General features: G+C 53.6%; 5 protein-coding genes. 4 read left to right on the top strand and 1 reads right to left on the bottom strand.

What is annotated here, in order from left to right; all coding sequences use genetic code 11:
• Positions 1–95 precede the first annotated feature (95 nt).
• Entirely contained in the window at positions 96–1301 is a 1206-nt protein-coding gene (gene trpB, locus SH527x_RS10415; RefSeq protein ID WP_437190614.1) for a tryptophan synthase subunit beta, read from the bottom strand.
• Between the two features lie 291 nt (positions 1302–1592).
• Between trpB and mfd the strand changes: the two genes are divergently transcribed.
• The 4 genes from mfd (at position 1593) to clpB (ending at position 14558) form a co-directional block, all read left to right on the top strand.
• Positions 1593–4847: a transcription-repair coupling factor gene (mfd, locus tag SH527x_RS10410; protein WP_437190613.1), complete on the top strand. Its 3255-nt coding sequence runs from the start codon at positions 1593–1595 to the stop codon at positions 4845–4847.
• A gap of 156 nt (positions 4848–5003) precedes the next feature.
• On the top strand, positions 5004–6191 hold the full coding sequence (locus SH527x_RS10405; RefSeq protein WP_437190612.1) for a peptidylprolyl isomerase: 1188 nt from the start codon (positions 5004–5006) through the stop codon (positions 6189–6191).
• A 281-nt stretch (positions 6192–6472) separates the two neighbouring features.
• Positions 6473–11302, top strand: coding sequence for a hypothetical protein (locus tag SH527x_RS10400; protein ID WP_437190611.1), 4830 nt, complete (start codon positions 6473–6475; stop codon positions 11300–11302).
• 607 nt (positions 11303–11909) lie between these two features.
• Positions 11910–14558, top strand: coding sequence for an ATP-dependent chaperone ClpB (clpB, locus tag SH527x_RS10395; RefSeq protein ID WP_437194617.1), 2649 nt, complete (start codon positions 11910–11912; stop codon positions 14556–14558).
• Positions 14559–14686 lie beyond the last annotated feature (128 nt).

The raw sequence follows: 14686 nt of genomic DNA, 5'->3' as shown, positions 1-14686 counted from the left end.
CAAGTTGCCGGCCAGAATTCTGGCTGGTCTGCTGATCACGCCGATTGCGATTTCGCTCTGAAGTCGATTCGCTTGTCGGTGTGAAGATGGGGGACTTAGATGTCGAGTTTCAAGAGTCTGGCGACTTCGTTGACGTCTTTATCACCGCGGCCGGAAAGGCAGACCACAACGACGTCATCTTTAGAACGCCCACGAGCGGATTTCACTGCCTGAGCCATGGCATGGCTGCTTTCGACCGCAGGCAGAATCCCTTCGAGTTGGGCGACTTTCTGGTACATCTCCAATGCTTCGTCATCGTTTGCGGTGACGTAGTTCACACGGCCGGTATCTTTCCAGTAAGCATGTTCAGGTCCAACGCCGGGATAATCGAGTCCCGCTGAGATCGAGTGAACGTCGAGGGTCTGGCCGTCTTCGTCCTGCAAGACATAGCTGTAACTGCCGTGAAGAATTCCTCGGTTTCCGTAGCTCAATGCACTGGCGTGATCGCCTGGCTTTGAACCGCGACCACCAGCTTCGACACCCGTCAACGCCACGTCGTAGTCTTCGACGAACGGGTAGAACATCCCGGCGGCGTTCGAACCTCCGCCGACGCAGGCAATTACTTCGTTTGGAAGACGTCCCAGAGTTTCGAGGCACTGCGATCGTGTTTCGCGACCGATCACCGATTGGAAATCGCGGACGATCATCGGGAATGGATGTGGACCGACGACCGATCCCAGGATGTAGTGTGTGGTTTCGACAGTTGCCATCCAGTCGCGGAGCGCCTCATTGACCGCGTCTCGCAGGGTGCGTGATCCTGAGGTGACTGGGCGAACTTCCGCTCCCATCGTTCTCATCAGAAAGACGTTGAGTCGCTGGCGGCGAATATCTTCTTCGCCCATGAAGACAACGCACTCAAGCCCGAATCTGGCACAGGCTGTCGCAGTGGCCACCCCGTGTTGACCGGCACCGGTTTCTGCGATGACCCGTTTTTTGCCCATTCGCAGGGTCAGAAGTGCCTGTCCGATCGTGTTGTTGATCTTGTGAGCACCTGTGTGATTCAAGTCTTCTCGTTTAAAGAAGATCTTTGCGCCACCTGCATATTCCGTGAGACGTTCGGCGAAATACAGGGGGCTTGCCCGGCCGATGAACGTCCTCTGGAGGTGTTCGAGCTGCGCCAGGAACTCTGGGTCACGTTTGGCGCGTTCGTATTCCTGAGTGAGCTCATCGAGCGCCTGCATCAGGGTTTCTGGGACGAACCGACGTCCGAATTCGCCGAATCGGCCTGATGCGTCCGGAACATTCTTGTTTGCAACCGCCATACCACCGCGCCTTGAGCGACATCCGAAAGGATCACATGGCCAGAATCTGGGCCAAATGAAAGACAAAGCTACGAATCTTTGAGATTATGGATTTCTGATCCCTGACGTCAATACGCTGAACCACATTGAGGGATCTGAATTGGCCTGACTGATCCGTTGATCGTCAGAAATCCGGACGAGTCAGACGAGTGCAGGAGATGAGTATAGCAGAGAGACAGATCAGACAGCGGTGGGGTTCGCGCCGGATTCATGGACGGACCGGTCAGCGGGTGTTAATGTGATTGGCACCTTATGGCTGTCACACACGACAGAATCCGGTCTCTCCCGGAACTGACGGAAAAACTGCGTGGAGTTGATTCGTTCCGCGATGTCGTTGCAACCCTGAAAAAGGGGGCAAGCGGGACAATCGACGGCGCGTGGGGTTCGTCATGCGCACTCACATTTGCTGCAATTGCTCAGGAAACGACGAAACCGCTTGTTGTCATTCTTCCCCGCATCAGTGATGTGGAGGACATGGCTTCTGATCTGGCGTCTTTGCTCCCAGAACCGCCCGTCGTCTTTTCTGCGTGGGAAACACTCCCGAAAGAGCGATCCATCAAGGATGCCGTGTTCGGGGCACGTTTGCGCGTTCTGCAGAAACTGGAATCCGATTCTCCTCCCAAGGTGATCGTTGCGGCGTTCCCGGCCCTCCTTCAGCCGGTCCCTGCCAAGGAATCCAGAAACGATGGAACGCTGCAGTTGAAGGTGGGCGAAACGATCGATTCCGAGCATCTGCTCCAATGGCTTGTCGAACGTGGTTTTGAGCGTGTCTCGGCCATTGAGATGTCAGGCGAGTTCAGTGTGCATGGCGGAATCATTGATATTTTTCCCCCTGCCGCGATCGACCCGATCCGTATGGAGCTGTTTGGGGACGAAATCGATTCGCTCCGGACATTCAGCGTCGAGACACAGCGAAAAGTGCAGGATCTGAAGTCCGTTTCGGTCACGGCCATCGCCCCTGCCGCAACGGAACAGGAATCACGGCAGAGCGAAGCGAATTTCCTTGATTCACTGCCTGCAGGCTCTTGGATCGGACTGACTGAACTTCGCGATATCGTTGATGAAGGAAAGCGGTTTTTACAGCGGCTTGAGAATCCGAGAGGACTCTTCGGCGTGGATGCCACGATGGCACGCTGTACTGAGTTTTCGACGGTCAGTGTTTCGGCATTAAATACTGGCAGTTTCGACACGACTGCTCATCTGAAAATTGAGTCGATCGAGCGGTTTACTGGTCCCAAGACGGAAGTCATTCAGGAACTCGCCGGCGTTCTGCTGAAAGACGAACAGGTCTTGATTGCCTGTCACAATGAAGGGGAACAGACTCGACTTGCGGAGATCATTCGGGAAGTCGACCCAAAGCTGGAAGAACAGATTCAGTTGTGCCTCGGGACGGTCACGCACGGTTATCGCCTGATCTCCGAAAAAGTTCTGGTTCTTAGCGATAACGAGTTATTCAATCGGGCCAATGTACGGCTTCCCCAGAAGCGAACCGGAAATCGGGCGACGAGTCGAGCGATCGACAGCTTTCTGGAGCTCAATGAAGGCGACCTCGTTGTTCACCTGACTCACGGTGTCGGGCGGTATCAGGGGATGCAGCTCGTTGAACGGGAAGGGGGGCAGGAAGAACATTTGGTGATCGAATTCCGTGATGGAGTTCGAATCTTTGTGCCTGTGACGTTGATCCATCTCGTTCAGAAGTATGTTGGAGCCACGCAGTCGTCTCCCAAACTGGCAAAAGTCGGGGGAACAAGTTGGGCGAGCAGCAAGAAGAAGGTTGCCCAGGCTGTTTCCGACATGGCGGCCGATATGCTGAAGTTGCAGGCAAAGCGGGCGATGCAACCGGGATTGGCCTGTCCTCCTGACAGTAAGTGGCAACAGGAGTTTGACAGTTCGTTTCCGTTCGTGGAGACACCAGACCAGTTACACGCGATTGAGGACTGCAAAGGAGACCTGCTTCAAACCAGACCGATGGACCGTTTGATTTGCGGGGACGTCGGATTTGGAAAAACAGAAGTCGCAATGCGGGCGGCGTTCAAGGTTGTCGATGCCGGACGTCAGGTGGCAATTCTGGTTCCGACGACGGTCCTTGCCGAACAGCATTACCGTTCGTTTAGTCAGAGAATGGCTGAGTTTCCCGTTCAGATCGCGTCTCTCTCTCGCTTCAGTACCAAGTCTCAGCAGCGGAAAACACTTGAAAAGCTGGAGGCAGGCGGGATCGACATCGTCATCGGGACGCATCGTCTCGTCTCTCAGGATGTGCGGTTTCGGAATCTTGGATTGCTGGTCGTCGACGAAGAACAACGCTTTGGTGTTGCGACGAAAGAACTATTGAAGCAGTTGAGAATGAACGTTGACGTACTGACTCTCAGTGCGACACCGATTCCGCGAACGTTGCATCTTTCGTTGTTGGGGATTCGCGATATTTCGAACCTCACCACTCCTCCTCAGGAGCGCTTGCCTGTCGAAACCAGAATCGCACGCTGGGATGCGGATCTGATTCGTTCGGCAATCATGCGGGAGTTCAACCGCAGTGGTCAGGTCTACTTCGTTCACAATCGAGTTCACGATATTCAACGTGTTGCTGAACGATTGCAGGCCATTGTCCCGGAAGCACGAATCGCAATTGCCCACGGACAGATGCATCCCGATGCTCTGGAAGAGAGCATGGTCAATTTCGTGAATGGAAAAACTGACATCCTTGTCGCGACCACCATCATTGAAAGTGGTCTGGATATTCCAACAGCGAACACCATCTTCATTGATCAGGCAGAAATCTACGGGCTCTCGGAACTTCATCAGCTCCGCGGACGCGTTGGACGAGACAAGCATCGTGCGTATTGCTACCTGCTCGTTGGTGAGAGCCGTTCGCTCAGTGGAGTTGCTGCTCGACGACTGAAGGCGATTGAGGAATTCAGCGAACTGGGGGCCGGATTCAAGATCTCGATGCGGGATCTGGAGATCCGCGGCGCGGGAAACATTCTGGGAACCGAACAAAGCGGACACATTGCGACAGTGGGATACGAATTGTATTGCCAGTTGCTGGAGAACGCTGTCCGGCGCCTGAAAGAACTGCCACCGCGTGAGAGTCCACATGTGAATCTCGATCTGCCTGTCTCTGCCTATCTGCCGGGAAGTTATATCCCGCCGGGTAAACAGAAGATCGATGTCTATCGAAAACTCTCTTCCGTTTGCACAGTCACGGAGTTGCAAGAACTCGCTGACGAATTGCGTGATCGATTCGGGCCGCTGCCTGAAGAAGCAGTCCGATTCATCTCATTGAAAGAGTTGGAACTGCTCGCATACGCATGGGGCATTGATGGGATTCGGCTCGAAGAAGATCGATTTGCCGTTCTCAGTTATACCGATGATCAGCGTATTCATAGTCTCGCCGGTCGCTATGGGCGCAATCTGCGCATCGTCGATCGGCGGAATGCTTACCTGGATTTGCCGGTCAAGACCCCGACGGGACCAAAATTAGTCGACTTTCTGAAATCCGTGTTGCGTTAATTCCGCAACTGGGAGTAAGAAGCGAAGGCGATCCCAACACAGGGAATCGGTCGGAAGCCTCTCGATGAAGAATTGTCTGCCTTTTTGCAGATAACTCTCGACGGGGAAAAGACTTCCGGAGACTTGTCCGTTTCGGGCCTTCAACCAGCCATTTCCATGCCCCATTTTCGAAGTGCTTTTGTTCTCGCAATCGCTCTTGGGGCGGGCTGCGCTGGTAAAAATTACAATGTTTCGAATCCGGTCCTCGGACCGCCACCACCTCGGATTGCGTCAACTCAATCCGAAGCGAAGCAGACCGCAGAAGCGGACACGATTCAGCAGACATCTTACAGCGAAGAATCCCCTCTCCCGACAACCGCCGTGGTCGCACGCGTCAATGGTCGGGCGATCCTTGCAGGGGAGATTCTCGAACAGTACAGCGGCAAACTGAAAGAGTACGAATCGAAGCTCAATGAGGGGGTGGCCAGTGGTCAACTCTCGGAAGCCAATCGCGGCAAGCAGCTTCGCAAAGCTCAAGACCTGCTCATTCAGAAAGATCTCGATCGCAACATCGAGAAGGTACTCATGGCTCAGGCTGTGCGTGCCCGTCTGAAGAAAGAGCAACTCGACTCCGTCAACGAACAGTTGAACGATTTCTTCGAAAAAGAGGTCGTGACCAATCTCAAGACCCGTCTGGAAGTCAATTCCACGCTTGAACTGGAAACGATGTTGCAGGAGCAAGGGACGTCGCTGGAAACAATGCGACAGGTCTTTGCAGATGAGCAGCTCGCATCCCAATACATTCGAACGAAGATTGGCGACGAGCCTAAGCCTTCCCGAGTGGAATTGCTGGCGGTTTATAACAAGCAGATTGAGAAGTATTCCTTCCCGATGCAGGTGAAGTGGCAGCAGCTTCAGATCTCTGTCACTCCAGCCAGGTCGAAATCTCAGGCTGAACAGGAAATGCAGGTTGCTTTAGAGGCGATCGCTTCTGGAATGACCTTTGATAATGCAGTCAAGAAGTATTCCGACGGCCCATTGGCTTCCAATGGCGGCCATTGGGATTGGACACAACCGGGGAGCGTCGCGAATTCTGAAGTGCGTCAAGCACTGGAAACCCTGAAGCCGGGAGCGACGAGCGGGCTCATTGTCTCACCGACCTCTGTCCAGGTGATTAAAGTCACAGAACGTAAGAACGCCGGGACTCAACCGCTCGATGAAGTGCAGGAAGAGATCCGGATGCAGATTATTGAAGAATGGCGGGAACAACGTTCCAAAGTTGTCCTTGCCGAGGTTCGTAAAAACGCCGTTATCGAAACGATTTACGAATCTAAAGAAGATTTAGACGAGACCATTACTCGCTGAATTGCCCCCTGAATCGGCAGCACTCGCCGAAAAAACGGGTCCCACCCGGGTTGAACAGGAAATTCCCACGTCACATCTTGACCCTGTTCAAAAATCTCGGGTATTCAGCCTGATGGAAACCTTTCCCAACTCCCTTTCTCCGATTTTTCACCCCTAGTCCATTTCACTGGCGTGACTGAAAGCCGGTGTCCTGTTCCTGTGAGTTCCCCCCCAAGGAAATAACAGCAGTCCACCCTTCACAGTCCACCTTCCCCCCTTCATTTCTAGCGGCAAACCGAGTCATGGCGCGATATCGAAAGAGACTGGATCAGCCTGGTCAGGGCCTCAAGGAGGGACCGACTTTGTTCCGAACCTATGAACTGCTGATGCGTGGTGGACTGCTCAGCGCGAGCCTGTGGCTCGGCTTTCAGGTCCACGCCCAGGATTCCTACGCAAGTGATCCCTTTGGGAACACCCCGAAACAAGGATTCCAGGCCGTTCCAGAGTCGGAATCGACGTTGGCTCCTGAGGACGTAAACCGTAAACGAGTTGCAGATCAGCTGCGTGAAGCAAAGCTGAAACTGCAGCAAGGCCAACGAGAGGAAGCATTGCGGCTGACTGCCCGTGCAGCCTCGATGGCCCAGCAATGGAAAGTGACGTTCGGTCCGAACGAGCTGTCTCCGCAGAAGATGATTGCGGAGATTCGAAACAGCGCTCGGACATCACCGGGGACAATGCTTTCCCAGAGCGTTGAAGCCCAGGGAATGACTCCCGGTGTTCCAGCTGCAGTTGCTGCAGCCGGCTCAGGATCTCAGGCTGACCATGAACTGGCTCAGTCTTTGTTGCGTCAGGCTCATCAGGACATGGTCGCCGGTCAGTTCGTCGCAGCACGTGAGAACATCGAAAAGGCTCGCAGTCTGAACGTGACTTACGGTCCGTTCGATGTGAAACCTGATCACCTGATGTCAGAACTCGCTCGACTTCAGCCAGCCCGTCCGGAAGGTCCTTCCGACAACCTGGCAGCAATGAAGAACGAAGCGATCGTTCCGAAAATGGACTCACGTCCAACAATTCCAGCATCCCAGCTGAGTGCCAAAGAACAGGCAGTTCAGTTGATGACGGATGCGAAAGTTGCCATGTCTCGTGGGCACTTCAATGAAGCCCGAGAATTGGCAATGCAGGCACAGAAGAAAGACGTGGCCTGGGGACTTCTTGAAGAAGGTCCAGAGCATCTTCTTTCTGAAATTGCCCGCGTGACAAACAAGCAAGTCATTGCAGGGATGCCAGCAGCTGGTGAAAGCCAGGATGCACAGCAGGTTCGCACCGCTGCTTTGGAATTGCTGAAGCAGGCTCGAACCGCGTTGAACGAAGGCAAGTTGGACGTTGCACAGGCGAAAGCCGCTGAAGCTCACCAGCTCGGTGCCTCGTTCGCCCTTTTCGATGATCGGCCTGACCTGATTCTTCAGGAAGCACGGATGCTGCAGGCTCAGAACATGATGGAGCCAAAAGCTCCAGCAGGTTCTCCAGCTGAAGCCGCTCCGGCAGGTCCAGCGAATCAGCAGCAGAAGAAACAACAGGCTCTTGCTTACCTCGGCCAGGCCCGCGAAGCAATGCGAAGCGGTGACGTTGCTACAGCAGAAAAGCTGGTAGCACAGGCTGAAGGAATGGAAGTTGCCTTCGGTTTGTTTGAAGACAATCCGGAAGTTCTCCGTGAAGATCTGAACCGGCTCGTTGCAGCCAAACAGGGTCAGTCTTCGCAGATGGTCGCTTCCCGTACTGAAAACACAGCAACCGAGACACGAGAAAGCCTGAAAGTTCAGGCTGGACAGCTGTTGCAGGCTGCACGGCAGGATCTCGCATCCGGTCGTATTGCAGACGCTCGTACGAAAGCGGCACAGGCTGCTTCCTTCGATGTTGCTTATGATCTCTTCGAAGACAGTCCTGAGCGATTGCTCGGCGAAATCGACGCGAGCTCGAAGCAGACGATGGTCGCTTCCACCGACAAAGGTGTTCAGGGTGCAGACGGTCTGAAGGGGCAGGCGAAATCGCTGCTGGCTTCAGCTCGTGCTGATCTGACCGCTGGTCGTGTCGAAGCTGCTCGCGAAAAAGCGATGCAGGCTGCAACGATCGACGTGACATACGACTTGTTCGAAGATAGCCCGGAACGCGTTCTTGCAGAAACAAACGTGAATTCATCCCGTGCGGCAAACGTCGCCATGAATTCGATGGATGCGTCTGAAGCTGAACTCGCAGCCAAGGGCATGGACCTGACCAAGGGTGCTGCAATTCAGACAGTGTCTGGATCAGCAACTGCCGCCGCTGGTCGTGACCGAATGGTCGTGAACTCCAACGGCAAGACTGCTCAGGAGCTGTTCGACGAAGGTGTGAATTCTCTTCGTGGTGGAGATCGGGAAGGAGCTTACGAGTTCTTCCTGCAGGCTTACCACTCAGGTGAATCACTGGATGCTTACCGTCAGCAGCAGTTGCAGGACAAATTGCGTGAACTGAGCCCACGTCGTCGTGGTGTTCAGACTGTCAGCAACGAAGTCGCCTCGACACAACCAATTGATGCTGTTGCTCAGCAGCGATCGGCTCAGTTCGATAAAGTTCGCACAGAGTGTCTGAATGCGATCTTCCGAGCTGAAAAGATTCGTGACAAGCAGCCAGAACAAGCTGTCGCTCTTCTCAATCAGGCATTGGAAACGATCAATGCTGCAGATCTGAGCGAAGAACAGACTGCTTCTCTGACCGCCTGGGTGAAGAGCTCACGCAGTTCAGTTGAAACTTACATTGCTCAGCACGCTCCAGTGATCGAACTGGAACGTAAGAATACTGAGACCAAAGACCTGATCGAACGCGAAATCCAGACTCGCGTTCGTGTCGAACAGGAATTGGCGAACCTCGTCCAGAAGTACAACGAACTGTACGAACAGAAGCGGTTCTCAGAAGCAAGTGCGATTGCCAAACAGGCTGCTGCTCTTGATTCGAACAACCCTGCTGTTGTGACGATGGACCTGAAAGCCAAGATCGCAATGCGGGACGCTTCTAACAAGAAGATGATTTCCGACAAGGAAAACAGCTTCTGGGAGCAATTGAACGCAGTCGAAATGGCTGCAATCAACCCTGTTGCCCGCGATGACCAGCCTTTGGCCTACCCGGAGAACTGGGAAGATCTGAAGAAGTCACGACAGAAGCGACCAGCTGATGCCCTCGAACACACCGAAGCAGAAATGCGTGTTCGTCGCAGCCTGGAGCACCCTGTCTCCCTGCACTTCAACAACGCTCCGCTCTCTGAAGTTCTGAAGTACATTGCTGATGCTCAGGGTATCAACGTGATGGTCGATGAAACCGGCCTGACCGAAGAAGCTGTGACCTCCAGCACCCCGATCAGCATCAACGTTGACGGTATTAAACTTCGCAGTGCACTGAACCTGATCCTTGATCCACTGAACCTGGGTTACACAATCCAGAACGAAGTGCTCAATGTGACCAGCCGGATGCGTAAGCATGGCGAACTGACAACTGTTGTTTATCAGGTTGCCGACCTTGTTGTTCCTGTCACTCCAACCGCTCCAACGACCCAGTTTAAACAGGGAAGTGGATTCGGTGGTGATTCACCGATGAGTGTGGCACCGACCGGAAATGGCTTTGCTCAAGTCGGAGCGTCACCTCTCGGTGGTGCCAATCCAGCACTCGCAGGAATGGCCGGCGGTTCAAAGCAGGCTCTGTCTGGTCCAAGTGCGACAGCTCACGGGTTTGAAGCACTGAATCAGTTGATCACGACAACTGTGTCTCCAGATAGCTGGAGTGAAATGCACGGTTCTGGATCGCTGAAGCAGCATGACAGCACCTTGAGCCTTGTCATCCGTCAGACCCAACAGGTTCACCAGGAAATCGCAGATCTGCTTGATCAGCTGCGACGCCTCCAGGACTTGCAGGTGACGATCGAAGTTCGCTTCATCACCGTCAGCGATCAGTTCTTCGAGCAGATCGGGATCGACTTCGACTTCAACATCAACGACACCGTTGGTGGACCAAACGTCAACAACGACTTCTCACCAATTCGTCCATTCGGATCAGTCGACCCAATCTTCGGGGGAACTGGTGGCGGTGGAAGTAGCGGTGCAGGTACTGGTGGTTCAACAGGTGGTAGCTCAAGCGGTTCAACGGCACTCGCTCCATTCGGTGCTGGTCCTCGGTTGAACATGCAGGATCGCGACAACTGGCCATCACGAACAGTGGTCGGTCTGTTGAACGGAACTGAGCAGTTCACTCCGAACCTGGACGTCCCGTTCCGACAAGGATCGTTTGACCTCTCGGCTCCAACATTCGGTGGATTCGATCCAAACGCAGGGATTAACTTCGGTCTGGCGATTCTGAGCGACATTGAAGCGTTCATGTTCGTGCGAGCAGCACAAGGGGACCGTCGGTCCAACGTGATGTTTGCTCCGAAAGTGACGATCTTCAACGGTCAGTTCGGTACAGTTCGAAGCGGTACTTTGCGACCATTCGTCACATCGCTGCAACCAGTCGCGAGTGCCTTCCAGGTTGGTTACGTTCCTGAAATCACAACGATTCCAGAAGGAACAACCCTGATGGTCACCGCGGTGGTCTCAGCTGACCGACGCTATGTTCGATTGAGTGTTCTGCCGACCTTCTACAACGTGACTGACGTCTTTACCTTCTCCTATATCTCCGCTGGGGGTACAGGTAACACCGGCGGCGGTGGTGGAGGTCTCGGTGGCGGCGGCGGCGGTGGAGGTCTCGGCGGCGGTGGAGGCGGCGGAGGACTTGGCGGCGGCGGTGGAACTGGTGGCGGCGGCGGAGGTGGTAACAACAACAGCGGTGGAGCTGTCGGATCCGTTACCGTTCAGTTGCCAGTCGTCGACGAAGTCTTCATCTCAACCGTGGTCAGTGTTCCAGACGGTGGTACAGTTCTCCTCGGGGGTGTGAAATCCCTCCGCGAAGGCCGTAACATGGCTGGGGTTCCAATCCTCAACAAGCTTCCATACATCAGCCGTTTGTTCAAGAACTCTGGTGTTGGTCGTGAAACTGAGAGCTTGATGATGATGGTGACTCCACGAATCATCATTCAGGAAGAACAGGAACAGCTCCTCGGGATTCCACAGTAAGCTCTGAAGAAGAATCAGTAAGTGCCAGTCCTGTCTGGGAGGCACAACTCAGGTCGAAGACCGCCAAACTAATCCAGGTTTGGCGGTCTTTTTTTACGCGCTGTTCGAACGCAGTTTTCAACGGGCATTCACCAAGGCTCTTTAGTCACATCAGGAGTTGGTCCTCATCCAGGGCCACTCAGCTTTCTTGTGATGCATTTCAGGTTGGAGGTCCGCTCTAGCGTTGTGTGGTCGGCCATTATGGCGGATTTTGACGTCGGTTGTTTTGTCGTTGAAGGTGTCGAAATGGCATTATTGGAGACGTTTGAGTTTTGCTTGTTGCCCTTAATGTACTTGTATTAAACGGCTTGTGGGAAATTTCTGTTCATTGTGAATCCGGCATGAACGTTGCATTCCTGTTTAAGGTATGAGACCTGTTTGGCGTTCCAGAAACGAAAAAGTCTGTATTTCACAGTAGTTGGGTGTATACCCAAAAGATGGATTGCAGATTCAGGGATGCAGAGACGAGTCTTGATGTTTAGGGTTGATGCAGAACTTCGAACCAGACCGCTGGAAACCTCGGGCTCTGGAAAAGTTGACTCGCGAAGAGCGGGAAGGGGAATCATCAATGGCATTTCGAATGGACAAGCTGACAGCGAAAGCCCAGGAGGCTGTCCAGACAGCTCACCAGCTCGCACAAGATCAAGGGCACCGGCAACTGGTTCCGTTGTATCTGCTGAAAGCATTGCTGCAGGACTCCGACGGAATCCCCAGGGCAATTCTGGCGAAAGTCGGGACCAATGTTCCGCAGCTGACAAAGATTGTCGAATCTGAACTGACACGACTCCCCTCCTCGTCCGGTTCGAACCTGGATGTTGCTGCATCGCGAGAATTGATGCAGGTGTTTGAAGCGGCTCAGAAGCTGGCAGACGACCTCAATGATCAGTTCGTGTCGACAGAGCATCTCTTTGTCGCACTCACCAAAGTTGAGGACGCCGCGAAACGGATTCTGAAGCTGAGTGGGATCGAAGAGAAAGAAATTCTGGAGGCAACCAAAGCCGTTAGAGGTGGAAATACAGTGACAGACCAGCACCCCGAAGATAAATATCAGGCACTCGAAAAATACGGCAAAGACCTCGTGGAACTCGCACGACAGGGGAAGATTGACCCTGTGATCGGGCGGGATGCCGAGATTCGTCGTGTCGTGCAGGTCCTTGCACGACGACGCAAGAACAACCCTGTGCTGATCGGAGATCCAGGGGTTGGAAAGACGGCCATTGTTGAAGGTCTCGCAAACCGAATTGTGCTCGGAGACGTCCCTGCTGTTCTGAAGGAAAAGCGGGTGATTGCTCTGGATATGGGAGCGTTGATTGCAGGTGCCAAGTACCGTGGAGAATTTGAGGATCGCTTGAAGGCCGTTCTCGGCGAAGTCGAACAGGCGGCAGGCAAGATTATTCTGTTCATTGATGAACTTCATACTCTCGTCGGAGCCGGAAAGACTGACGGAGCGATGGATGCAAGCAACCTGCTCAAGCCGGCACTTGCTCGCGGCGACGTTCACTGTATCGGGGCGACGACGATCGATGAGTATCGCAAGTACATCGAAAAAGATGCCGCACTGGAACGACGTTTTCAGCCAGTCAATGTCCGCGAGCCTTCGGTTGTCGACACGATTGCGATTCTGCGTGGATTAAAAGAGCGCTACGAAAAGCATCACGGTATCAAGATTCGCGATGCTGCACTCGAAGCGGCAGCAACACTCTCAGATAGATACATCACCGATCGGTTCCTTCCCGATAAGGCGATCGATCTTGTCGACGAGGCTGCATCTCGTGTTTCGATGGAACTGCATTCGGTTCCAACGGAAATCGATGAGATTCAACGCCGGTTGACTCGTCTTGAGATTGCTGCCAGACAGCTGGCAGAGGAGAAAGAAGAGCACGCCGAGAAAGAGCGAATCGAGATTGCGGAGGAGATGGAACAGCTGAAAAAGAAGCTGGCCGGTCTTAACGAACAATGGGAGGCGGAGAAACTCGGGTTGGGCGATGTATCTGGCGTTCGTGAACGTCTGGAACAGCTCGAGCTGGAATTTTCCCAGCAGGAAGCAATCCTTCGCGATAAACAGGCCAGTGGCCGCATGGCGGACGAAACGGACTATCAGAAACTGTTCAAGCTTGATCAGGAACGTAAGGTCCTCCGCCAGCAGGTCGCCGCTCAGGAAGCCGAATCAGAACAGGTTGCAGGCAAGGAACAGGAAGGTCAGGTTCGATTGCTGCGAACGGACGTCGGTCCAGAAGAAATCGCTCAGGTGGTTTCCAGTTGGACAGGGGTTCCGGTCAGCCGCATGTTGAAGACCGAACGTGAGAAACTGTTGCAGATGGAAGATCTGATTCATCAGCGCATGATCAATCAGGAAGAAGCCGTCGCCGCAGTTGCCAATGCTGTTCGTCGTTCCCGGTCAGGATTACAGGATAAGAATCGCCCAATCGGATCGTTTATTTTCCTGGGACCGACTGGCGTCGGAAAGACAGAACTCTGCAAAGCACTTGCTGAGTTCCTGTTTGATGACGAACGGAACATGGTCCGAATTGATATGAGTGAGTTTATGGAGCAGCATTCGGTCGCTCGACTGATCGGTGCTCCTCCAGGATACGTCGGCTACGAAGAAGGAGGACGATTAACGGAGGCTGTTCGTCGTCAACCTTACTCCGTCATCTTGCTGGACGAGATTGAGAAGGCGCATCGGGATGTCTTCAATGTTCTGCTGCAGGTGCTTGATGATGGGCGTCTGACAGATGGACAAGGGAGAACCGTCGACTTCACCAATACGATCGTTGTCATGACTTCCAACATCGGCTCTCAATTGATTCTGGAGCTGAGTGAGGAAGGGGACGAAGACAAAATTCAGCAGGTTTGTCTCGACGCTCTGAAGCGCGAGTTCCGACCAGAGTTTTTGAACAGAATCGATGAAGTCATCGTCTTCCATCCACTGGATCGACACGATATTCGCAAGATTGTCGAGTTGCAGATTTCGAAGCTTCAGAAGCAATTGCAGGAACATCACTTCGAGCTCGAAGTCACTGATGATGCTAAATCGTTGCTGGCCAACGAGGGCTATGACCCGGTTTACGGGGCGCGTCCTTTGAAGAGAGTGATCCAGAATCGTCTGCAGAACTCTCTGGCCAATGCCATTTTGACTGGTGAGTTCGAAGAGGGAACGACGATTCATGTCGACGCTCAGGGAGGAGAGCTGACGTTCGATCAGGCCGGAGTTTGATCAGTGAATTCCGTCACTCCCCCGGTGAATCGAATCGCCTGACCGAGACGTGTGGCTGTCACATATTTTGGTCAGGTTGAATCCAGAGCTTGCAGTCCGCGACGTTCTGATCCGTGATAAAAGCGAAT

The sequence above is a fragment of the Planctomicrobium limosum genome (assembly GCF_051465645.1).
GTDB lineage: Bacteria > Planctomycetota > Planctomycetia > Planctomycetales > Planctomycetaceae > Planctomicrobium.
This window is presented reverse-complemented; position numbering and strand designations above follow the sequence as displayed.

Bases quoted from the DNA above. Each gene is read 5' to 3' on its own strand.
- clpB (WP_437194617.1), top strand. From the start codon at position 11,910: ATGGCATTTCGAATGGACAAGCTGACAGCGAAAGCCCAGGAGGCTGTC.
- trpB (WP_437190614.1), bottom strand. From the start codon at position 1,301: ATGGCGGTTGCAAACAAGAATGTTCCGGACGCATCAGGCCGATTCGGC.
- mfd (WP_437190613.1), top strand. From the start codon at position 1,593: ATGGCTGTCACACACGACAGAATCCGGTCTCTCCCGGAACTGACGGAA.
- SH527x_RS10405 (WP_437190612.1), top strand. From the start codon at position 5,004: ATGCCCCATTTTCGAAGTGCTTTTGTTCTCGCAATCGCTCTTGGGGCG.
- SH527x_RS10400 (WP_437190611.1), top strand. From the start codon at position 6,473: ATGGCGCGATATCGAAAGAGACTGGATCAGCCTGGTCAGGGCCTCAAG.